16 protein-coding genes are annotated in these 23,257 nt (G+C 72.2%); 14 read left to right on the forward strand and 2 right to left on the reverse strand.

Annotated features, from left to right (window positions below; genetic code table 11):
- Window positions 1–61: 61 nt before the first annotated feature.
- On the reverse strand, window positions 62–343 hold the full coding sequence (locus AB0H62_RS50590) for a DUF4158 domain-containing protein (RefSeq protein WP_360592961.1): 282 nt from the start codon (window positions 341–343) through the stop codon (window positions 62–64).
- A gap of 972 nt (window positions 344–1,315) precedes the next feature.
- Between AB0H62_RS50590 and AB0H62_RS50595 the strand changes: the two genes are divergently transcribed.
- The 14 genes from AB0H62_RS50595 to AB0H62_RS50660 all read left to right on the forward strand — a co-directional run bounded on the left by AB0H62_RS50595 (window position 1,316) and on the right by AB0H62_RS50660 (window position 22,003).
- The gene (locus AB0H62_RS50595; protein WP_360592946.1) at window positions 1,316–3,079 is read left to right on the forward strand and encodes a non-ribosomal peptide synthetase; all 1,764 of its coding nucleotides are present in this window, start codon (window positions 1,316–1,318) and stop codon (window positions 3,077–3,079) included.
- On the forward strand, window positions 3,076–4,314 hold the full coding sequence (locus tag AB0H62_RS50600) for a cytochrome P450 (RefSeq protein ID WP_360592947.1): 1,239 nt from the start codon (window positions 3,076–3,078) through the stop codon (window positions 4,312–4,314). Before AB0H62_RS50595 ends, AB0H62_RS50600 begins: the two co-directional genes overlap by 4 nt.
- A 38-nt stretch (window positions 4,315–4,352) precedes the next feature.
- Window positions 4,353–5,117, forward strand: a complete 765-nt coding sequence (locus AB0H62_RS50605) for a thioesterase domain-containing protein (protein WP_255638231.1) — start codon at window positions 4,353–4,355, stop codon at window positions 5,115–5,117.
- On the forward strand, window positions 5,114–6,367 hold the full coding sequence (locus AB0H62_RS50610) for an MFS transporter (RefSeq protein WP_360592948.1): 1,254 nt from the start codon (window positions 5,114–5,116) through the stop codon (window positions 6,365–6,367). The genes AB0H62_RS50605 and AB0H62_RS50610 overlap by 4 nt, the downstream gene beginning before the upstream one ends.
- On the forward strand, window positions 6,364–11,706 hold the full coding sequence (locus AB0H62_RS50615) for a condensation domain-containing protein (protein ID WP_360592949.1): 5,343 nt from the start codon (window positions 6,364–6,366) through the stop codon (window positions 11,704–11,706). Before AB0H62_RS50610 ends, AB0H62_RS50615 begins: the two co-directional genes overlap by 4 nt.
- Window positions 11,703–13,157, forward strand: a complete 1,455-nt coding sequence (locus AB0H62_RS50620; RefSeq protein WP_360592950.1) for a M28 family peptidase — start codon at window positions 11,703–11,705, stop codon at window positions 13,155–13,157. The genes AB0H62_RS50615 and AB0H62_RS50620 overlap by 4 nt, the downstream gene beginning before the upstream one ends.
- Window positions 13,158–13,231: 74 nt before the next feature.
- On the forward strand, window positions 13,232–14,230 hold the full coding sequence (locus AB0H62_RS50625; protein ID WP_360592951.1) for a 3-oxoacyl-[acyl-carrier-protein] synthase III C-terminal domain-containing protein: 999 nt from the start codon (window positions 13,232–13,234) through the stop codon (window positions 14,228–14,230).
- A 16-nt stretch (window positions 14,231–14,246) separates the two neighbouring features.
- Window positions 14,247–16,118, forward strand: coding sequence for an HAD-IIIC family phosphatase (locus AB0H62_RS50630; RefSeq protein WP_360592952.1), 1,872 nt, complete (start codon window positions 14,247–14,249; stop codon window positions 16,116–16,118).
- On the forward strand, window positions 16,111–16,374 hold the full coding sequence (locus AB0H62_RS50635) for an acyl carrier protein (RefSeq protein WP_220242506.1): 264 nt from the start codon (window positions 16,111–16,113) through the stop codon (window positions 16,372–16,374). Before AB0H62_RS50630 ends, AB0H62_RS50635 begins: the two co-directional genes overlap by 8 nt.
- A gap of 29 nt (window positions 16,375–16,403) precedes the next feature.
- Window positions 16,404–18,203, forward strand: a complete 1,800-nt coding sequence (locus AB0H62_RS50640) for a non-ribosomal peptide synthetase (protein WP_360592953.1) — start codon at window positions 16,404–16,406, stop codon at window positions 18,201–18,203.
- Window positions 18,204–18,214: 11 nt separating this feature from the next.
- Entirely contained in the window at window positions 18,215–18,406 is a 192-nt protein-coding gene (locus tag AB0H62_RS50645; protein WP_220242504.1) for an MbtH family NRPS accessory protein, read from the forward strand.
- Complete coding sequence (locus tag AB0H62_RS50650) at window positions 18,403–19,194, forward strand: alpha/beta fold hydrolase (protein WP_220242503.1); 792 nt, start codon at window positions 18,403–18,405, stop codon at window positions 19,192–19,194. The genes AB0H62_RS50645 and AB0H62_RS50650 overlap by 4 nt, the downstream gene beginning before the upstream one ends.
- A complete protein-coding gene (locus tag AB0H62_RS50655; RefSeq protein WP_360592954.1) occupies window positions 19,191–20,468 on the forward strand; it encodes an ATP-grasp domain-containing protein in 1,278 nt (425 codons plus the stop codon). The genes AB0H62_RS50650 and AB0H62_RS50655 overlap by 4 nt, the downstream gene beginning before the upstream one ends.
- Before the next feature lie 2 nt (window positions 20,469–20,470).
- A complete protein-coding gene (locus tag AB0H62_RS50660; RefSeq protein WP_360592955.1) occupies window positions 20,471–22,003 on the forward strand; it encodes a condensation domain-containing protein in 1,533 nt (510 codons plus the stop codon).
- A gap of 498 nt (window positions 22,004–22,501) precedes the next feature.
- On the opposite strand, the gene AB0H62_RS50665 is transcribed toward AB0H62_RS50660, so the two are convergent.
- On the reverse strand, window positions 22,502–23,134 hold the full coding sequence (locus tag AB0H62_RS50665; protein ID WP_360592956.1) for a GAP family protein: 633 nt from the start codon (window positions 23,132–23,134) through the stop codon (window positions 22,502–22,504).
- Window positions 23,135–23,257: the final 123 nt, after the last annotated feature.

Below are 23,257 nucleotides of genomic sequence, written 5' to 3' on the forward strand. Positions count from 1 at the left end.
CAATCAACGTCTACCTCAGCACCCTGCTGAAACAGACCGGAACCGGCTGGGCCATCACCTTCTACCAGGTCACCAAGCTCGAGCAGGACACCACCGGCGAAGACCCGGGCAGGCCGACGTAGCGGACAGTGCAGACCTGGAGAGCGAACCCCAGCCGTGTGTGATCACCACGGCGCTTGCCGATCAGCCGCCGCCGGTCCTCGCCGTCGAGTAAGAAGAACCGCTTCAACTCCGGGCGGGTCGGCTCCTGGGTGAAGGGGTCGCCGACTGGTGAGATCGCGTATTCAACTGTCGCGGGTTCGTCCTGGTTGTCATGGTGCGTGATCGCCTGGGGCGTAGCGATTCCGGGAAAACGAAAAAGGGCCGGTGGGCCACACCGTGATGGTGTTGCCGACCGGCCCTTGGCGGTGGTTCAAACAGCGCTCCGCAGAACTCCGGATGTCCCACTTCCTCGTGCGCCACACCGAAGAAGCCACGCTCCACATGGAAGACATCGGTCAGGACGGAGGGCCAACCTTCGCCGTGGCGCCCTCGACGACCACCTCCAGGCACTCGCTGAACAGGTCGTCGACGGTGCGGCCGGGTCGGAAGTAGTCGGTTTGCGGCCCTGGGTCAGCGAGTAGTTGTAGTGGAAGCTGCTCGATGCGTCGACGGCGGACTTCGCCAGGGTCATGTCTTTCATGGCGGCCTTCAGCCGTTCGAGCTCGGCCTTGTAGGCCTCGGCGTCGGAGAGCACGTGCCGGTACTGGTAGACCCCCACCTCCTGCATCGGCCAGGCATCATCGGTCTGGACCACCTCGGCCCGCAGGGTTGCAAGCTGCGTCTGCAGTCGAGCTCTTCCTGCCGCTTCCGCCCACCAAACACCGGCACCCTCCTCGGAGGTGATCTTTGTGTAAGGCGGAATCGTCCCCGATAAGAAAGCGCTTGCTGAGGATTCGGTAAAAATGCGCACCGTTATCGGTGTTTTCGGTGCCACGCGCGAGGTGGCGGTCATGAGGCGCGCGCCCATCTATCGGCGGGAAGTGACAGATCCGGCCTTGGCGGTACACCTTTTTGGTCGATGCGTAGGCCCTGAACCGAGGCCGCTGTCGCTCGCGCGGCGCGGCTGTCACACGGTCGGAGCAGTCTTGGTGAGGTTTTTTCCGGTAGTGTGGCCCACGAAGTTGCCCGGGGATTTAATACGGCGCGGAATTTGCTGGGGCTGTGCGCGCCGGGGCTTTCCTGGCGTCTGGGGAAATACTTCCTGGGCTGGCTGAACTCATGGGTGTGTATTCTCGGTTCGCGGTCGTGCCCTGCGGGGTGCTGGGGGTGGAGAGTGTCTTTTCCTGACCGTTTTACCACCGTAGTCGGCAGATTCGCCGAGATCGTCGGGCGCTCGCCCGGCCGGGTGGCGATCTGCGGCGACGGGGGTGAGCTCACCTATGCCGGGCTCGACGGCCGCTCCGATCGACTGGCCGGGGTGCTGCGCGACGCGGGGGTGCGGCCGGGTGACGTGGTGGGCGTCGAAGCGAGCCGCGGGATCGCGACGGTCGTCGGCCTGCTCGCCATTCTCAAGGCGGGCGCCGGATATCTCGCGCTGGACTACCGCTATCCGTTGCACCACCGGGAGATTCTGCTCCGCGACGCGGGTGTGGACATCGTTCTCGTCCCGGACGACCGCGCCGTGGTCCTCCCGGACAGAATGCGGCCGGTGCGCTCGGACCTCGACTACCCCGGCAAGGGTTTCACCGCGGCCGGTCTGCGCGCCGAAGACATTGCCTACGTCGCCTACACGTCGGGCTCGACCGGAGAACCCAAAGGGGTGTGTGTACCGCACCGGGCCGTCTGTCGCCTGGTCGTGGACTCCGACTTCCTGACGATCGGCGCAGGCGACAGCTTCCTGCAGTACGCGCCGGTCGCGTTCGACGCCTCGACGCTGGAGATCTGGGGCTCGCTGCTCAACGGGGCCCGGCTCGTGCTCGCCCCGCCGGGCGACCTTTCGGCAAAGGAGTTGACGAAGTTCGCCCGGCGGCACGGGGTCACGGTGCTGTGGCTGACCGCGGGCCTGTTCCACCAGGCCGTCGACGACGGCCTGGACGACCTGCGCGGGTTGCGGTACCTCGTCGCGGGCGGCGACGTCCTGTCGCCCGCCCACGTGCGGCGGGCGGCGGCCGCGTTGCCGGGAACGACCGTCGTCAACGGATACGGTCCCACCGAAAACACCACCTTCACCTGCTGCCACCGCGTGAGCGGGCCGGTGGACGGCCCGGTGCCGGTCGGCACCCCGATCCGTGGCTCCGGCGCGCACGTGCTGGGCGAAGACCTCGAGCCGGTGCCGGATGGGACGATTGGCGAGCTGTACGCCACGGGCGCGGGGCTCGCGCACGGGTACTGGGGAAAGCCCGCGCTGACCGCCGAACGGTTCCTGCCTGACACCGTGACCGGCATTCCGGGCCGGCGGATGTACCGCACTGGCGACCTGGCGCTGCGGCGCCCGGACGGCGTCTTCGAGTACCACGGCCGGGCCGACCAGCAGGTGAAGATCCGCGGCTTCCGGATCGAACCGGGCGAGGTCGAAGCCGCCGTCGCGGACCTACCGGGGGTCGCCGGCGCGGTAGTCGTCGCCGGGACCGCCCCCGCCGGGAAGCGCCTCGTGGCCTGGGTCGTCCCCGCACCGGGTGCGCGGCTGTCCACATTGGACCTTCGGCGCCGGCTCGCGGACGTCCTGCCCGAATACGCCCGGCCCGCCCGCGTCCGGCTCGCCAACGAGCTGCCGCTGACGGCGAACGGCAAGGTCGACCGCGTCGCACTGGCGAATGAGGCGTCGCCGGACCGCCCCGAGCTCAGTGTCCCGTACCGCGCGCCCGGCAGCGAGCTGGAGCAGGCGGTCGCGACATTGTGGACCGATCACCTCGGCGTCGCCGGTATCGGCGCCGACGACGACTTCTTCGAGCTCGGCGGGCACTCGCTGGCCGGCGTGCGGATCATCGGCGAGCTGGCCGGCCGCTTCGGCGTGGAGATCTCGCCCGTGGACTTCTATCTCGATCCGACGCCGGCCGGCCTCGCGGGCACCATCGGGAAAGCGCTCACCGCGGCATGAGAATCAGCACCGGAACCGGGTCCGTCACCGACTCCGAACTGACCGAAGTGGACCTGTTCGACCCGGCGTACTTCGCCGCGGGCGATCCGCACCCGGTGTGGGCGGCGATGCGCGAGCGCGCCCCGCTGCGCCGCCAGGTGCTGCCGGACGGCCGGTCCTTCCTTTCGGTGACCCGCTATCACGACGCTTGCCGGGTACTCGGCGGCCACCGCGCCTTCACCTCCGAGCGGGGCAGCGTGCTGACGCAGCTCGGGGTCGACGACACGTCCGCCGGGCGGATGCTCGTCTCCACCGACCCGCCCCGGCACGTTGAGCTGCGCCGGCCGCTCAACGCGCGGCTTTCGGCCGGCACACTGGCCGCCTGGGAGGATCGCATCCGCCACGCCGTGCTGCGGTTCCTGGCCCCCGGGCTCGACGGCGGGGAATGGGACGTCGCCGAACGCGCGTACGACCTGCCGATGACGGTGGCCGGGGCCTTGCTGGGCATCCCGGAAGCCGACTGGGGCGAGCTCGTGCGCTGGACCGCGATGGCGGCCGCGCCGGACGAGCCGGAGTTCCGGGTGCGCAGCGGCGCGGCGACCCTGGCCATCGCCCACCACCAGTTGTTCGAGTACTTCGGCGCGCAGGTCAAGTTCCGTCGTGACCAGGACGAGCCGGGGGAGGACCTGATCGGCCACCTCCTGAGCATGACCGCGGGCGCCGTCCCCCTCACCGACGAGGAGGTCGTCTTCAACTGCTACAGCATTCTGCTCGGGGCCAACGCCACCACGCCGCACACCGTTTCGGGCACCCTGCTCGCCCTGGCGGAGCACCCGGAGCAGCTGCGCCGCGTGCTCGACGAGCCGCAGCTGCTCCCGCGGCTCGTCGAGGAGGGTCTCCGCTGGACTTCGGCGGCCAGCAGCTTCCTCCGGTATGCCGTGGCGGACACCGAGCTCAGCGGGGGCCGGGTCGAAGCGGGCGAGGCGGTCGCGGTCTGGATCGGCTCGGCCAACCGCGACGAGACCGTGTTTCCCGACCCGTACCGCTTCGACGTCGCCCGCGTGGAGAACCGACACATCGCGTTCGGCCACGGCCCGCACTACTGCCTCGGCGCCACGCTGGCGCGGCTCACGCTGCGGGTGCTGTTCGAGGAGCTCTTCCGGCGCTGCACCACGGTCGAGGTGACCGGACCGCCCCGCCACCTGGCTTCGGTGTTCATCGCGGGGCTCACCAGCCTTCCCGTCCGCACCCGGTGAACCGCCGGACCCTTTCCCCAACGGAGGACACGACCGTCGTGAGTTCGAACGCCGTCACCGCGGCCGGATCGCCGGGCCGCTGGCTTCTGCGCGTCCCCGCAGCCACGTCCACCGCGCGCCTGTTCTGCTTCCCCTACTCCGGGGTGGGCGCGTCGATGTTCAACGGCTGGCCCCGCTCGATCGGCGACGTCGAGGTGTGCCCCATCCAGTTGCCGGGCCGGGAGAACCGGATCCGCGAAGGGCATTACGGCACCTACGCGGACCTGGCCGGGGCACTCGCGGAGGCTCTGCTGCCGCACCTCGACCGGCCGTTCGCGTTCTTCGGGCACTGCGCCGGTGCCCTGCCCGCCTTCGAGACGGCGGTGCTGCTGGCCGAGCGCGGCCTCCCGGTGCCGACAACGCTGTTCGCCTCGGCGCAGGTCGCGCCGCACCACTGCCCGCACGACCGCTTCCTCGACCTGACCGACGACGAGCTTCGCCGGGAGATCGAACTCCTGACGCTCAGCCGCGGCGGCGAGGTGCATCCGCCGCTGGTCGAGCTCGGCCTGGCGATCCTGCGCGAAGACCTCGCGACGAACCGGATCTACCGGCGGCCGGCGCCGGTCGCCGTGCCCTTCCCGATCACGGTGCTGCACTGGTCGCGGGATCCGGAGGTGACCCAGGAGCAGCTGCGCGGCTGGAACGACTACTCCGGGCACGTCGACATCACCGTCGTCGAGGGCGGTCACTACGACTTCCTCTCGGCGCCGCCGCAACTGCTCGACCGGCTCGCCGCACCGTTCGCGGCTCCGGTGACGAAATGACCGAGCTCGCTGTGCCGGTTTTCCGGCTGCCCGGGTTCCGCCGGCTGCTCGCCGGCCGGAGTGTGTCGTTCCTGGCGACCGCGCTCGTCCCGACGGCGTTGACCCTGGCGGTCATCAACGCCACCGGGAGCGCCGGCGACCTGGGGCTGGTGCTGGCCGCGGAACTGGTGCCGCAACTGGCTCTGCTGCCCGTCGGCGGCGTACTGGCCGACCGACTCCCGGCTCAGCGTGTGGCCTTCGCGGCCGACCTGCTGCGCGGCCTCGCGCAGCTGGGCATCGGGGCCGAGCTGCTGCTGGGGTTCGTCCGGATCACCGACCTCATCGTGCTTTCGGCGATCACCGGTGTCGGGATCGCCTTCGGCACGCCGACGATGTCGCCACTGGTGTCCGCGGTCGTGCCCGGTGACGCTCGGCTGGCCGCGAACGGCCACCTCGGTGTCGCCCGCGGGATCGCGCTGGTGGCCGGGCCCGGGATCGCCGGCGTCCTGGTGGTCACCGTCGGCGCGGGCTGGTCGTTCGTGGTGACCGGGGTGCTGTTCGGGGTGGCCGCGGCCACGCTCCGCGGTGTCCGGACGCCGCCGCGAAACCCCGCCGCGCCATCGACGTCGTTCTTCCGGGAACTGGCCGACGGTTGGTACGAGGTCCGGACCCGCCCGTGGTTCTGGACCAACCTGCTGGGCCACGCGGTCGCGAACCTGGCGGCGGGTGCGCTGATGACGCTCGGCCCGCTGATCGCCGTGCGTTCCCTGGGCGGTGAGGTCACTTGGGTGGTCGTCTACCAGGCGGGGATGGCAGGGCTGGTGGCCGGAGCGCTGGCCGCGCCCCGGCTCCGGTTCGGCAGGCCCCTGGTCGCGACGTCGGTGTGCGGGGCTCTGTTCGCGCTGCCGCTGGTCGCGTTCGCGGTGCCGGTCGAGCCGTGGGGCCTGGCCGTCGCGTACGGCGTCGGGATGCTCGGCATCGGCACGTTGAACACGGTCTGGCAGACCACCATGCAACGGCATTTTCCGCCCACGGCACTGGCCAGGGCGGACTCATACGACGCGCTGCTCTCGTTCTCGGCGAGGCCGCTCGGGCTCGCCGTCGCGGCCCCGGTCGCCGAGCTGACTGGCGTCGCCGCGCCGCTCGTCACGCTGGCGGTACTGGTCGTGGCGGTGCACCTGGTGATCCTCGCGCTGCCGGACGTGCGGTCCATCAGCGCGTCGGGCCCGCGCCGAAATCGCCGAGCGATCAACGATGGGGGGACGGAATGACAGACAGTGCAGCGGTGGCGGTGATCGGCGTCGCCTTCGAGTTCCCGCGGTGCGCCGGCTGGGACTCCTTGATCGCGGTGCTCGCCGAAGGCCGCGACACGATGGGGCCGATGCCGGCGGAGCGCGTCGAGCGCACCGGCATCACCACGTCGGAGGCCGACCGGGAAGGCGGCTGGATCGACGGCGTCACAGGGTTCGACCACCGCTACTTCGGCGTCTCGCGTGCCGAGGCGGAGCTCATCGACCCACGTCAGCGGCGGATGCTCCAGTTGGCCGTGGCCGCGCTCGGCGATGCCGGCTACGCGCCGGGCGAGCTCGCCGGCACGAACACCGCCGTGCTCGTCGGCGGCTACGGCGGGCCGCATGCCAGCCTCGCGGACCTGCTTCCGCCAGAGGTGGGGGCCGCCGGGGCGGCCGCCACCGGCAGCCTGCACGCCTACGCGGCGGGCCGCATCGCCTACCACCTCGACCTGCGCGGTCCGGCGCTGGTGGTCGACACGTCGTGTTCGTCGTTCCTCGTCGCGCTGCACGAGGCCCGCTGCAAGCTCGCCCGGCGGGAAAGCGACGTCGCGCTCGTCGGCGGCTACGAACTGGTCCTGGGTGACCCGCCGCGCCGCGGTGGCGGTGCCGACGGGCTGGGCGTCCTGTCCGCGACGGACCACTGCCGTCCGTTCGACCGCGCAGCCGACGGGACGACCTACGGCGAGGGCGGCGGGTTCGTGGTCCTGAAACCGCTCGCCGCGGCGCGCGCCGACGGCGACACAGTGCACGCCGTGCTCCGGGGGAGCGCGGTGAACCAGGACGCGCGCCGCAGCACCGGGCTGACGGTGCCGAGCCCCGCGGCGCAGGCCGCGGTCATCACCGCCGCGCTGCGCGACGCGGCACGGACGCCGTCGGAGATCGGCTACGTCGAGGCGCACGGGACCGGGACCAAAATCGGCGACCCGATCGAGATCGAGGGCCTCGCTGCCGCGTTCGCCGGGACCTCCCCGGTCGTGTCCTCGGTGAAGGGCACGTTCGGGCACCTCGGCTGCATGGCGGGCTTCGCGGGCCTGGTCCGGGTCCTCGCCCAGTTCCGCGCGGGCGAGATCTTCCCGACCGCGCACTTCGAGGCGCCGAACCCGCTCCTGCCGGTGCCCGATCCGCCGATCCGGATCGCCGCGCGGCGCGAACCGTGGCCGGCGGGCGACGCGCCCCGGTGTGCGGGAATCAGCAGCTTCGGTCTCAGCGGCACGAACGCGCACATGATCGTCGAGGAGGGGCCCGCGCCGGAGACCCGGCAGGCCGAGGGCGCCGCCGGGCACTTGATCGTGCTCTCCGCCCGCACCTCGGACGGGCTGCGGCAGGTGGCGGGCGCCCTCCGGGCCTTGATCGCACAGGACGTGGCAGGCTTCGACCCCGCCGCGGCCGCCGAGGTCCTCGGCGCCGGGCGGGAACACTTCGCGTACCGCCAGGCCTGGGTGACGTCGGACGCCAAGGACCTCGTGGACCAGCTCGCGGCGCCTTGGCCGGTGCACCACACCGAGTCACCGCGGCCGGTCGTGCTGGCCACGGGCAGCCCCGTGGACGTCCCGCCCGGCCTCGTACGGGACGCGGCGGCGGCGTTCGCCGGGTTCGCCGAGGTCGTCGCCCAAGCCGCGGCCGACGTCCCGCAGTCCGAGTGGAGCGCGGCCCAGCGCGGGCTGGTCTGGTTGCTCGGCGCGCACCGCGTGCTGGCCGACGCGGGCGTGCGACCCGCCGTGGTGCTGGCGCACGGGCTCGGCGCGGTCGCCGCCCGGGTGCGCCGGGGCGAGCTAGACCTCGCCGACGCGCTGACGGCGGACGTGGCCGTGCCGGCGCCCCCGGACCGGGCGGCGCTCGAACGGGCGCTCGCCGGGCCCGGGGAGCCGTGCGTGCTCGACCTGTCGCCCGGAAGCGCGCTGACCGGGGTGCTGCCCGTACCGCCGGTGGCCGCCGGGCTTCTCGAGGCGCTGCGCGCGCTGTACCTGGCCGGTCACGACCTCGACTGGCGCGCGCTGCGCGGGCGCCGTCCGCGCCGGCGGTTCCGGCTGCCGATGGCTCCGCTCGCGGAAGAGCACTGCTGGCCTGTGCTCGCGCCGTCCGTGACGCCCCTGCCCGCAGAAGAGCGGCCCGGGCCGGAGGCCGCGGGTTCTGTGGCCGAGGTCGTGCTCGCGTTCGCCCGGGAAGTGCTGAAGGAACCCGGTCTGGCCCTCGACGACGACTTCTTCGCCGTCGGCGGGAATTCCCTCAACGGCACGCAGCTGGTCGCCCGGATCAACGAGCGGTTCGGCACCGACGTCGAGGTCCTGGACCTGTTCGACCACAGTGATCTCGCCTCGGTCGCCGAGGCGGTCGCCGAAGAGGCGGGGGATGTCGCACCCGCCCCGGCGCGGCCCTCCACCCCTGAGCGAAGCCCGTTGTCGGGCGAGCAGCTCGCGATCTGGGCCGGCTGCCGGCTGGAGCCCGAGGCGCCCACCTACCACCTGCCGGCGGCGCTCCTGCTGGACGGCGATCCCGGTCTGCCCGTCCTCAGCTTCCTGCTCACCGCGCTCGCGGCCCGCCACCCGATGCTGCGGACCCACCTCGAGGACGACCCGGACGGCACTCCCCGGCAGGTTGTCGCGGCGCCCGAGACGATCCGCCCGGAGGTCGTCGACCTCGACCTGACCGCGTTCGCCGAGCCCGAGCCCTCAGCCCGACAAGCCTTGCTGGGCGAGCTGCGGGCCCTCGTCGCCGCGCCGTTGTCGCCCTACGCCGCGGCGGGCCGGTACCAGCTGGTGCGGGCCCGGTTCGCGGACCGGACCAGGACCGTGCTGCTGCTCACGTTCCACCACCTCTTCGTCGACGGCTGGTCATGGCGGCTGCTGTTCGCCGACCTCGGCGCCGGGATCCCGCTCGCGGACGGCCCGGCCCGGCACTACTTCGACCACGTGGCCGATCAGAAGTCCACTGTGGATGGACCGGCCGGGGCGGGGCTCATCCGGTTCTGGACGGAGTACCTCGACGGCAGCCGCTACGTTCCGCTGCCCGCCGACGAATCCGCCTCCGGCGACGGGCACGACGAGCTCACCTTTCCCATTGACCGGGACTTGGCCGCCGGACTGCGCGAGCTGTCCGGCAGGCTTCGGTGGACGCCGAACATGGTGCTGCTCGCCGCCTGGGCGGCCCTGCTGTGGCGGCTCACCGGCCAAGAGGACGTCTGCGTCGCGGTGCCGTCTGCCGGCCGTCGTCCCGTGGACGAACCGGTGGTCGGCAACTACGCGACCACGCTGGTCGTGCGGGTGCGGGTGCAGCCCGGCGAGCCGTTCGCGGCCTTGGTCGACGCGGTCCGGACGGCGTCGCTGAAGGCCGTCGAGCACCAGGGCCTGCCCACCGACCGGCTGCGGCGGATCGCGCGCCCCGGCTCGGCCGACCCCCTGGCCGCCACGATCTTCGGGTTCTCGGCCGGCGTGGAACCGCTGATGCGGCTGGGCATCGACGGCCCGGCGGTCGAGCTGCTCGACCTCGGCCAGGGCGGCCAGGCGTTCCCCATGGGGCTTGCCCTGCTCGAATACGGCACCGAACTGCGCGGCCGTTTGCAGTACGACACCGGCTGTTTCCTGCCCCGAACCGCACGGGAATGGCTCGACGCCTACCTCGGGCTGCTCGGGCGGGTGGTGACCGAGGAGGCAGGCTTCCCGGTCGGGGCCATCGGCCGGTCACCGGCCGGGGCGGCCGAGCGGTCTGGCCGGCCGGATGCGCGACGCCCGCGGTACGTCGCGCCCCGCACCCCTGCCGAACAACAGCTAGCCACGCTGTGGGAGCAGCGGATCGGCGCGGGACGGATCGGCGTCCTTGACGACTTCCTCGAAGCAGGCGGGGACTCGATGGTCGCGATCACATTGGCGTCCGCCGCCTCGGCGGTGGGGCTTGCCCTGCGGCCCAAGCACATCCTCAAGCTGAGGACCATCGAAGCCATCGCACGGGCCATCGAGGAAGCCGCCGCCACGCGCGCACCCGGACATCCGGCCGTTGTGGACGACACCGACACCGACACCGATACCCACGCCGCGCCTGCCCAGCTCGAGTTCCTCACCCGCGGCGTCCCGCGCCCGGACCACTGGAATCACGGCGTCCGCTACACCCTCCGGCGGCCCGTTGCAACGGCCGCACTGAACGGCGCCTTTCACGAACTCGCCCGCCGCCATTCCGCGCTACGCACGCGGTTGCGTCCCGCGGGCGGCTCCTGGATGCAGGTCGTGGCCCAGGAACCCCCGCCGGTGACGGAGTTCGACCTGCGCGACGTCCGGGAAGCCGGGTGGGCGGCGGCGGTGCACGACGCGGCGACCGGCCTGCACGAAACCCTGAACCTGGCCGAAGGGCCGGTCTGCCGGGCCGGCGTGTTCCGGCGCGGCGGCGGTCCGGACGACCTGGTGCTGGTCGTCCACCACGCCGTCGTGGACCTGTACTCCTGGAACATCGTCACCGAGGAACTGGCCGCGCTGCTCGACGGCACCGCGCTGCCGCCGCCCGGCCCGGACTTCGCGACCTGGACCCGGCGGCTGGCGGCCGCGGTCCGCGCCGAGCCGAACCGGCTGGACGCCGGTTACTGGCTGGACCGGTCGTGGAGCACGCAGCACCGGCTGCTGCCCGCCGGGGATTTCGGCGGCGAAGCCACCACCCGCGAGCTGACGGCCGAGTACCCGTTGCCGGGCGCCGCGCCGGGGTGCACGAGGTACGAGCAGCTGCTGGCGGTGCTCGGCGCGGCGCTGCAGCAGTGGCTGGGCGTCCGCGGGGGCGAGGTCGCGATCCAGCTGGTCGGGCACGGCCGGGAGGACCTCTCGGGCGAGCTCGACCTCGGCCGGACCGTCGGGTGCTTCACCGCGAGTCACCCCTTCGCGCTGAGCCTTCCCGGACGGCGCACGGCGGAGGCCCACACGAAGGCGGTCGCTGCGGAGCTGCGTTCGGTGCCCCGGGGCGGGTTCGACTTCGAAGCCGCCCGGCGCCTGCACCCCGACGCCGCGGTCCGCGACCGGCTGGGCGCGATCCCGGCGCCCGCCGTGCTCTTCTCGTTCTGGGGCGCGCCGGCGTTCCTCACCACCGGCCGCGACGACCCGGCGGGACCGCTCGGTGATGTGCGGACCGATCTCGTCGGCCGCGACCGCCCATACGACATGCCCCGGGCGTGCGGGCTGGAGATCTACCCGAGCGTGGCCGGTGACCGGCTCCGCGTGACCTGGCGCCACAGCGGCGACCTGCTGGCCGAGGACTCGGTCCGCCGGCTCGCCGACGCCTTCCGTGCGGCCCTCGGCCGCATTCCGACAGCCGGAGAAAACGACGAAGGAGTCGAGAACGCGTGAAGAAGACAAGGAGCCGCAGCACGGCGCGGCGCAAAACCCTGGCCGTGCTGACGGCCGCGACCGTACTGGCATCCCTGGCCGCCGCGGGCTCCGCGGGCGCCGGCGGACGTTCACTCGCCGACCGTATGGCCGCCGAGGTGACCGGCGCGAAGGCGTGGACGCACCTGGCCGCGCTGGCCGACCTCACCGCGGCCAACGGCGGGCACCGGGTCTCCGGGTCGCCGGGGTATGAGGCCGCGGCGAACTACCTGACCAAGAAGCTGCAGCAGGCCGGCTACGTCGTGAAGCGCCAGCCGTTCACCTTCCCCGACTACCGGATCGACGCCGAGACGGTGGCGGAAACCGCGCCGCAGGCCCTGACCCTGCACCCGCAGATCGCCAGGTTCTCGGTGTCCACACCGGACACCGGGCTGACCGCGCCACTCGCCGTGCCGTCCGGGAAGGACACCGGCTGCACAGCCGACGACTACGCCGGCACCGAGGTCAAGGGCAAGGTCGTCCTGGTGAACGTCGGCGACTGCTTCATCACGCAGAAGCAGCTCGTGCTCGCGGAGGTGGGGGCCTCGGCGATGCTGATGAACGCCGGGTCGCCCAACCCGGACCTCAACCTGCGCTATCGCATGGTGCCGCCCGAGGACGCCCGGATCCCGACCGCGACGCTGCCCCGTGGTGAAGCCGAGCAGCTCCAGGCCGACCTCGCCACCGGCGCGGTGACACTGAATCTGGACCTGCGGGGCGGCGCGATCACCACGACCACGTACAACCTCATCGCGGACACGCCCACCGGCCGCGCGGACAACACGATCGTGATGGGCGCCCACCTCGACAGCGTCGACACCGCCCCGGGGATCAACGACAACGGTGCCGCGGCGGCGATGCTCCTCGAGACCGCCCTGCGGCTGGCCCCGCACGCGGGTGAGGTGCGCAACCGGGTCAGGTTCGCCTGGTGGGCGGCCGAAGAGAAGGGGCTCGCCGGTTCCCAGTTCTACGTCGACCAGCTGACCGCCGAGCAGCGCGAGCAGACCGCGCTGTACCTGAACCTCGAGATGATCGGGTCACCGAACTACCTCAGGCAGGTCTACAACGGACAGACCGAGACGGGGCCCGCGCCCGCCGGTTCCGCGCAGATTTCGCAGCTGGTCAACGGGTTCTTCGCGGACCGCAAGCTGCCCACGACCGACCTGGTGCTCGACGGCCGCTCCGACCACAGCGCGTTCGTCAACGCGGGTATCGCAGCCGGCGGCGTGAACGCCGGATCCGACGCGATCAAGACCGCGGAGCAGGTGAAGCTGTTCGGCGGCACCGAGGGTCAGATGCTCGACCCCTGCTATCACCAGGAGTGCGACACCCTGGCCAACGTCAACAAGACCATCTTCGACCAGAACGGCCGCGCGATGGCCTGGGCGATCGGCCGGTTCGCGGTGGGCACGGCCGACGTCAACGGCCGATGAGCTGAACCTCGTCAGGACACCGGGCTCCGGCGCGCTGCCGGAGCCCGGGACCTCCGACCGGATAGGGACCGCACATGGAACTGGGGATCGTCGCGCTCGGCCAGGCGCTGGGCGCCCCGTGCGAACCCGGCACGCTCGCCGGCGCCGACCCGGCGAAACTGCGGACGTGGGGCTACCGGCGTTTCCACCGTGCCGACGACGGCGTGGGTCTCACCGACCTGGCCGTGCGGGCGGGCGAAGCCGCGCTCCGGCGGGCCGGGGTGACGGCGGCGGAGCTCGACCTCGTCGTGCTGGCGATGACCGACATCGCCGAATACCTGTACTGGGACCCCGCGGCGGCGCTGCAGCACCGGCTGGGCGCGGACCGGGCGGAGGCCCTGCTGCTCGCGCAGGCGTGCGGCGGCGGGGTCACCGCCTTCGACACCGTGGCCGGCCGGTTCGCCACGCACCCCGGCCACCGCACGGCGCTGGTCGTCGCCGCGAACCGGATCGTCGAGGCTTACTGGGACCGCGTCGAGACCGGCACCTCGCTCGGCTCCGACGGCGCCGCCGCGGCGGTGCTGCGCCGGGACCACCCGGACTGCCGGTGGCTGGTGACCGAGACGATCAGCGACGGTCGCAACGCCGGGTTCATGCGGATGGAGACCGGCGGCGGGGCCCGGCCGTTCTCCGGCGCGCCGCCGCGGATCGCGCCACTGGTCGACCGCATGGACACGTTCTTCGACGGCGACGGCCGAGCCGCGCTGGCCTTCGCCGACCAGCTCACCGCGCGCACCCGCGAGGTGGTCGGCCGGGCCTGCGAACGCGCCGGCGTCCCGGTCGATGCCCTCGAACGCACGCTCTACCTGCACGACAACCTCGGCGCGTTCGAAGCGCTGGCCAAGGAACTGGGCATCCCGCTCGACCGGACCAACGTCGAGCAGGCCATGGCGCACGGCCACTGCGGCCCCGCGGACCAGCTGATCAGCCTGGAGCGGCTGCTCTCCGGCGGGGAACTCGTGCCTGGTGACGTGGTCGCCCTGGTGAGCATGAGCAGCGGCATGCACTGGGCGTGCACGCTGCTGCGGATCTGACTGCGAAAGGATGGCTGTGGACGACCTGTTCGCCCGAGTGCGCCGCCTGGCCGAGCCGGGCGCCGCCCCCGATCCGTCGCTGCTGGACCTGCTGGTCCGGACCGACGACGTCACCCCGGTCCGCGAGGCGGGGCGGGTGCTGGCCGGCGTGGACCCGGCACTGGTGCTGCCGCCCGGACGTGCGGCCCGCGAGCTCCGCGTCGCGATCGTCGCGTCTTTCACGGCGGACAACGTCGTCTCGCTGCTGCGCGTCGCCTTGCTCGCCGCCGGGATCGACGCCCGGATCCGGCTGACTCCGCCCGGGCAGCTGCTCTCGCAACTGCAGACCGGCGATTCGGAGTTGGCGCGGTTCGCTCCCGATCTGACCCTGTGCCTGACCGACGACCGGTTCTTCCTCCCGGACCGGGTGAGCCCGGAAGACCTCGACGGCACTCGGGCGGAAAGCGGGGACCGGCTGGCCGCGTTCGGCGACGCCGTCGCGGCGTTCGCCCGGCACGGCAAGGGCCGGATCGTGCTCCATACCGTTCCGCTGTCCGCAGAGCGGCCGAAGACGCTGATCGCGCACGAGGACCGCGCGCGGCTAGGCCGGATCTGGCGGGAACTGAACCTCGGCCTGCTGGACCTCGCCGAGCCGGGCGGCCGCGTCGGCGTGCTCGACTTGGAGACGCTGCTCGCGAGCACGCCGATCCCGCTACGGGACGAACGCCTGCACCGGTTCGCCGGGATGGCCTGGTCCGCGGCGCTCGAGTGGCGTTACGCCCGCGAAGCCGCGGGATACGCCCGCGTGGTCGCCGGGACGTCTCGCAAATGCCTGGTGGTGGACCTCGACAACACCCTGTGGGGCGGGGTGCTCGGCGACGACGGCCCGGAGAACATCGAGGTCGGCTCGCTGTACCCGGGCAACGCGTTCGTCGCGATGCAGCGGGCAGTGCGGTCGTTGCGGCGGCAGGGCGTCCTGGTCGCCGTGGCCACCAAGAACGACCCGGACCTGGTGGAGCGAGTGTTCGCCGAACACCCGGGGCTGCTCCTGCGCCGCGGCGACTTCGTGGCCGTCAAGGCGAACTGGGACGCCAAGGACGGCAGCCTCGCCGAAATCGCGGCCGAGCTGAACCTGGGCCTCGACAGCTTCGTCTTCGTGGACGACTCGCCGTTCGAATGCGAGCTGATCCGCGAGGCGCTCCCGCAGGTGACCGTCGTCCGGGTGGACGGCGACCCCGCCGACCACGTCGGGGCCCTGGTGTCGGGCGGGCACTTCGACCTGTCGGCGACCACAGACACCGACCGACGGCGGACCGAGCTCTACCAGGCACGGGAACAACGGCAGCAATGGCAAGAGAGCCGTCCGTCCACGGAGGACTACCTGACCGGGCTGGCGATGACGGTGCGGGTGCGCGCGGCCGACGAGTACCAGCTCCCGCGCGTCGTCCAGCTCGGCGCCCGGACCAACCAGTTCACGCTGACCGGCGAGCCGCATTCCGAGCAGCGGACCCGGGAAATGGCCGCGGCGCGGGACTGCCTCGTGCTCGCCTTCGAGGTCGAGGACCGGTTCGGCGACGAAGGGGTTGTCGGCGCCGTGTGGATCGCGCGGCAGCAGGAGAGCTGGCTGATCGAGAACATGGTGATGAGCTGCCGGGTCTTCGCGCGCGGGATCGAGTTCGCGGTCCTGCAGACCGTGGCCGGCCTCGCCGCGGACGCCGGCGCCGTCCGGCTCGAAGCCGAATTCCGGTCCAGCGGGCGCAACGGCCCGGCCAAGAAGTTCCTCAGCGACGCCGGTTTCGCGTGGGCTCCCGGCGTGGCCCGGCAGATCCTGCCGCTGAACCCGGAACGCGACCTCGTTCCCTCGTGGATCACCCTTCGGCACGAAGAACGGACGACCGCTCATGCCTGAGACCTCCGTCGACATCGGACCCGAGCTGGCCCGGCTGATCGCCGCCGTCACCGACGCGCCGGTCGCCGACGTGACGCCGGAACGTCCCTTCACCGACTTGGCGGGTTGGAGCAGCCACACCGCGCTGCGCCTGTTCACCGCGGTCGAGGACACCTTCGGCGTCCGGCTCGACCTCAAGACCTACCTGACCACCGAAACCGTGGGCGCGCTGGCGGAACTGACCGCCGCCGCCCGCCGTCCTGAGTCCCGCCGATGAGCGCGGGCGTCCCGAACGGAGGAGTGCGGATGGCCGGCTTGCCGGACTCAGTACGCCGAGCCCCGACCGCGGCCCACGCGTTCGCCACGGCCGCCGCAGCGGCCGGGAACCGCCCGGCGCTGCGGCAGGGTGACGCGGTCTTCGGCTACGCGGACCTGGCCGGTGCTGCCGGTGCCGCCGCCGATGGGCTGCGTGCCCGGGGCATCGGGCGCGGTGATGTCGTCGCCACCCTGCACGACCGGTCCCCGCGGGCGATGATCGCCGTCCTGGCGGCGTGGGCCGTCGGCGCCGCCTATGTGCACATCGAGGCGACCGACCCGGACGCCCGTGTGGCGGCGCTGCTGGCCACGACGAAGGCGCGCGCGGTCTTCACCGACGAGCGCAACGCCGGGCGGCTTGCCGTCGGCGCGCCGCCCGTCGCCGTCTTCGACGAGACCGCGACCGCCCCGTACCGCATCGAGCCGGGGCTCTCCTCCGGCGATGTCGCCTACCTGGTCTGCACCTCCGGCTCCACCGGAACACCGAAGGCCGTCGTCGTCGCGCACCGCGCGCTCCTGAACTACACCGCGGCCTTCTTCGAGCGGATCGCGGCCACGGGTCTGGACAGCTTCGGGCTCGCCACGACGTTCGCGGCCGACCTGGGCAAGGTCTCGGTCTACGGCGCTCTCCTTTCGGGGGCGCGCCTGGACGTCTACCGCCGCGAAATGACGCTCGATCCGGTCGCGCTCGCCGCCGACCTGCGGGCGCACCCCGCCGCCTGCCTCACGTACACGCCATCCCAGCTGGAAGCCCTGGCGGCGGAAGGAAAGCTCGCCGCGCTCCTGCCGCGGAAGCTACTCGTAGTCGCGGGGGAGGCGTTCCCGCCCCGCCTGGCCCGCGCGATCTTCGCCGCCCGCCCGGAGCTGGAGGTGCACAACGGGTACGGCCCGTCGGAGGCGACGATCCTGGCCACCATGCACCGCGTCGTACCGGAGGACGCCGACCGGCCCCGGGTCCCGATCGGCACGCCGCTGGCGGGCGTGCGGGCGCGGGTCCTCGGGCCGGACGGCCGCCCGGTCGCCTCGGGGGGCACCGGCGTGCTCCACCTCGGCGGCGTGTGCCTCGCCGACGGCTACCTCGGCGAACCGGAGCTGACCGCGGCGAAGTTCGCCGGGTTCGGCGAGGACGGGACGTTCTACCGCACCGACGACGTCGTCGTCGAAACGCCCGGCGGAACGCTCGACTACCTCGGCCGCGCGGACCGGCAGCTCAAGGTGCGCGGCAACCGCGTCGAGCCGGGTGAGGTTGAGGCCGTGCTGCTGGACCGGCCCGGCATCCGTCAGGCCGTGGTGACGGGGGAGAGCCCGGAGGCCGGCGGGCCGAAGGAACTGGTCGCCTACGTCACCGGGACCGGCGAACCCGCGGGGCTCGTCCGCGCGCTGCGCGAGATCCTGCCGTCCGCGCTGGTGCCCAGCCGCCTCCACTTCGTCCCCACCATCCCGGTGAACCTCAACGGCAAGACCGATTTCGCCGCGCTGCGGGCCGCGGTGGGACGTGCCGCCGTGCCGCCGGAGACCGGCGAGCCGCCGCGGACCGAGACCGAACGCTTCGTGCTGGACGTGTGGTCCGACGTGCTCGGCCGGGCGGGGATCGGCCGAGCCGACCGGTTCCTGGAGATCGGCGGTGACTCCTTCAAGGCGCTGACTGTCTTCGCGCGGCTGCGCCGGACCTACCCGGAGCTCGTCATCACCCAGCTCTATCAGCACGCCACGGCCGCCGAGCTGGCGTCCGCGCTCGACGGCACGACGGTGCCCGCGGCCGAGGCCGCCGTCACCGTCGTCGAACTCTGAACGGAGGACCGATGGACTACGTCGTCGTGGTCGATCCCGAAGACCGGTATTCCTTGTTGCCCGAGCAGGTGCCGGTGCCACCGGGATGGCGGCCGGCCGGCTTCACGGGCACCAGGCAGGACTGCCTCGACCTGATCGACCGGGAGTGGACCGACATCCGGCCCGCCGGCATCCGCCCCGAGTCCCGGCCGGACCGGCGATGAACCGGCACCGGTTGTGCCCGCAGCTCTGGCAACTCGGCGAGACGGCGCCGGCGACCGCCCGGCGTACCTTCGTGCTGGCTCCCTTCGGGGGCGGCAGCGCCTACGCGGTCGCCGAATGGGCCGGGCAGCTGGTGCACCCGGGAGAAGCCGCGGTCGCGATCCAGTACCCCGGCCGCGGGCCGCGTCAGCTCGAACCGAACGCGACCGAACTGCGGACGCTCGCGGCCGACTGCGCCGCCGCCGTCCGCGCCCACTGCCCGAGTCCCCTGGTACTGGTCGGCCACAGCCTGGGCGGGGTGCTCGGCTACGAGCTCGCGATCGCCCTCGAAGACCTGGGCGCGGACGTCGAGCTGCTGGTCGCGTCCGCGGCCCGGCCCCCGGACGATCAGCGGCTGGACACCGACGCCGTGCTCGCGATGAGCCGGGACGACTGGCTCACCGAGGTGGCTTCGGGCGGGCACGTCGACGTGTCCGGGCCGGGCCTGGCCGACGTCGCCGATCTGATGATCCCGGTGCTGCGGGCGGACTACCTGCTGCTCGCCCGCTACGTGCCGGCGGGCAGGCGGCCAGTCCGCAGCGGCCTCCTGGCGCTGGGCGGCGCCGACGACCCCTGGGTCCGGCAGGCCCACCTCGACGCCTGGGGCGGCTGGACCACCGGGTCGTTCGCTTTCCGCGTCGTTGCGGGCGGGCACTTCTACTACCGCGGCCGGCTCGAGACGTTCGGCGGGGCGATCCGTGAGCGGCTGGCCCCGGCCGTCGCTCCTGCCGGCACGGAGGTGCTCCCGTGACCAAGACGCTGGTGGTGGTGTACGACGACGGCGCGGCCCATCCCGGCGACATCGCCGTGGGACTGGCCGGCTGGGCCGGCTGCGTCTTCGTCGTGCCGCCGAACCGGCACACCCTGGCGATGGCGCCGCTGCTCGCGCGGTTCGGCCCGGTCGTCGTGGCGGAGTCGGTGTCGGACGCGGCCTCCGAGGTAGGCCGGCACCGCCCCGACGGGCTGGTGACCTACGCCGAGCGAGGGCTCGGTCTGGCCGGCGAGCTGGCCGGGCTCCTGGGGCTGCCTTTCCACGACGAACGAACCCTGCGGTGCCTCACCGACAAGTGGCACCAGCGGGCGGCGCTGCGGGCGGCCGGGGTCGACGTGGTGCGCTGCCGCCGGATCGAGACGGCGGCCGACTGGCCGGACGCCGTTGCCGAGACCGGGCTGCCCGCCGTCCTCAAACCCGCGCACGGCGGGGGCAGCCGGAACACGTACTACGTCGAGGACGCGGAGACCGGTTTGGAGCTGGTCCGGCGGCTGCTCGCCGAACCTGCGCCCGGACTCGTCGACGGCGGCACGCTCGTCCTCGAGGAATACCTGCCCGGGCGTGACTGCGGGGCGTTCGGCGACTACGTGTCGATCGAAAGCGTCGTCCAGGACGGCGTGATCGCGGACCTGGCGGTGACCGGCAAGTTCCCGATGGTGCCGCCGTTCCGCGAAACCGGCCGGTTCTGGCCGTCGCCGCTCGGCCCCGTCGAGACAGCCGAGGTCCGTGAGCTGGCTGCGGCGGCGGTCTCGGCGGTCGGTCTGCGCACCGGCCTCTCCCACACCGAGGTCAAGCTGACGCCGGCCGGGCCTCGGCTGATCGAGGTGAACGGCCGCCTCGGCGGCGGGATCAACGAGCTGGCCGTTCGGGCGCGGGGCATCAACCTCGTCGAAGCCGGCGGCCGGATCGCCCTGGGAGAGCGGGTCGTGGTACCTGATCTCTACACCGGCCGGGCGTACTTCCAGGTGTTCCACCCCGCTCCCCGCCGGGCGGGCACGCTGGTCGGGATCGAGGGCGCCGAATACGTGCGGGACCTGGCCGGAGTGACGCTGTACCGGCCGTATGCCCGGCCCGGCACGCAGTTCCCGGGCGGGGTGCAGACCGTGGAATTGGACATCGTGATGGGGGAGACGGCGGACGTCGCCGATCTCGCTCCGATTGTGGCGAAGGTGGAATCCACGCTGCGGTACCGGTTCGAGTTCCCCGCGGGGGAACAGCACACCGTGGCCGCGGCAGAACTGGGGGCATGGTGACGGTGGACAGGATCGAAGCGGAGGCGGTGCTCGCCGGGATCTGGGAGCAGATCCTGCGGGTCGGGAAGGTGGGGCCGGACGACGACTTCTTTTCCCTCGGCGGCGATTCCCTCCTCGCGCTCAAGGTCATCGGCGAGGCCGAGCGGGCCGGGCTGAGCCTGTCCCTGATCGATATGTTCCGGAATCCGACGCCGCGGGGCGCGTGCTCGGTGCTGGGGACCCGCGGCCCCGGCGTCGCTTCCGGCCCCGACCTCCTTTCGGCGCTCGACCAGGCCCGGGTCCCCGACGGCGTCGAAGATGTCTATCCGGCGGCCCGGCTGCAGCTCGGCCTCATTTTCGAGGGGCTCGTCAGCCAGGGCACGGCCTACCTGGACGTGGTGGCCCGGACCGTGACCCGGCCACTGGACCACGGGGTGCTCGCCGCCGCGCTGGCCCGGCTGTCCGCCCGGCATCCGGTGCTGCGCACGCGGTTCGACCTGGCGACGTTCAGCGAGCCCATGCAGGTGGTCGAGGCCGCGGCGCCGATCCCGGTCGCCTTCGCCGACTGGACCGGGCTCGGCAGCAGCGAGCGGGCCGCCGCCCACGAGGCCGTGATGGACGAACTCGCCGCTCCGTTCGACGTCGAACGCGCGCCGCTGTTGCGAGCGCATGCGGCGGCCGTGGACGGCGAGTCCTTTGTCCTGGCCTACTCGTTCCACCACGCGATCCTCGACGGGTGGAGTGAAGCGGTGTTCTTCAACGAGCTCGTGCGGACTTACGCCGGCCTGGTCGGCGGAGAGCCGCCGGACCTGCCCGCGCCGGTCCCGTACCGGGAGTTCGTCAGGCTGGAGCGAGAAGCGGCCACCGACCCCGAGTCCGTCCGGTTCGCCGAAGGGCTCCGGGACACCTTGCCGCCGGGCCCGGCTCCGAGCGGCGAGCCGCCTGTGCACCGCAAGGTCGGTGCGACGATCCCGCGACACGACAGCGACCGGCTCGCCGAGCTGTCCGCGCGCTGGGGCCTCCCGTTGAAGAGCCTGCTGCTCGCGGCGAACTGCGCAGCGGTCGGTGCGGTCCGGGAGACCGATGATCCCGTGGTCGGCCTGCTGCTCAACGGCCGCCCCGAACACGCGGGCGCGGACGTGACGCTCGGGTTGTTCCTCAACCAGTTGCCCGTCCGCGTAGGCGTGCCGGACGGCGATTGGCGGGCGGCGGCGAGGAGGTGCCTCGCCGCGGAGAACGAGCTGCTGGCTCACCGGCGGTTTCCGCATTCGGCCCTGCGCAAGCTGCTGGGCGCCGACCCGTTCGAGGTGATGTTCAACTACGTCCATTTCCACCCACGGGACGAGCTGCTTACCGCCGGTCTGATCACCCCGGAAGAGGACATGCGCGACCACACCAGCCTGCCGATCCGGGTGGAAGCCCTCAACGAGGCGGCGGGCGAAGGCCTCAGCGTGCACGTCACCGCGGACACTGCCCGCTACGGCGACGACTTTCCGGGCCTCCTCCTGTCGGCGATGGTGCGGGCGACCGCGGAGCTGGCGGCCAACGCCGGTTGAAGACACCTCGGGCGGGGGTGACGTGCCGCGACACACCTCCGCGACGCTTTCCCGGTTCTGCAGGGAAAATCGCGTCCGCAGCAGTGTCGAGTGGACCGTGATTTGTTGGGACAACGCCGCATCTGAGTTGTTCTTCGCCTCACTGACAAACGAGATGCATCACGGCGAACGGTTCCGCCTGGCTCCACACCTACGATCACCACCGCGGCCACACCGCACTCGGCGGCCAACCACCCGCCACCCGCGTTCCCACCCTCCCAGGACAGAACACCTAGCTGTCTCGGGTCATGACGTTGGTGACGGTCGGGAGGGCTTGAGCGAGGACGGGTCTTTCGGCGGCAGGATGAGAAGTGTGACCACCACATCCGCCGAGCAGGAAGACCGGTCCGTGTAACGCCGTGACGCCCCGCTGTCCGTCGGGGGTCGCCGCCGGCTCGTCGCGTGCTGCGGGCATCGTCCGATCGCGCACGGCGCCGCGGAGATGGGACCGCCTGTCGATTACACGAGGTGGGCGATGCCCGAGCCGATGAGGTAGATGCCGAAGCCGGCCGCCACGACGACGATGATGGTGCGGCCGTGTCTTGCCAGCCATGCGTTCACGGCGGTGACCCAGCGGATCGTCGTCTCCGGCCAGATGGCGTGGGCGATGATCGGTATCTCGATCAACAGCATGTAGATCACGGCGACGAGGATGATGCTCAGCACCGTCACCAACAGGCTGGCGTGCGCTTTGGCTATGGCGTGCAGCGAGGCCAAGTACAGCGCTGTCGGCGTGTACATCAGCAGACCGACGCTCAGTAACCCGATCACACCGAGCTCGCGGTGCTTTTTGGCGGCCTTGGGTCCGCGGGGCGGCCGGAAGTAGACCACCAGGGCGAAGGCCACCAACACAATGCCGATGGAGAGGTCGATCCAAGCCGGCACGGTGCGGTGCTTGGTGCTCTCGGCTCCGCTGCTCTGCAACACCAGCACCGAGAGGAAGCCGAAGCCGAGGGTGATGAACACAGCGCCGGCCAGGAAAATCAGCGCCCGCTTTCTGGGTTGTGGGTTGACCAGCAGGAACGCCATGAACAGCAAGGCCGGCGGGTAGATCGCCGCACCGAACGCGGCAGGAACAGCTTCGGACAACATCGCCGTCTGGCACCTCCTCGTGTCCTCGTGCGTTGCGACCAGATGGGTTCATCGGTGACCGCAGGTGACCCCAAGAGGGGTGTCGGGTGCGCGGAACTACCTGTTGAGGCGGTCGTCCGACCG

Source organism: Amycolatopsis sp. NPDC050768 (assembly GCF_040654155.1).
Lineage (GTDB): Bacteria > Actinomycetota > Actinomycetes > Mycobacteriales > Pseudonocardiaceae > Amycolatopsis.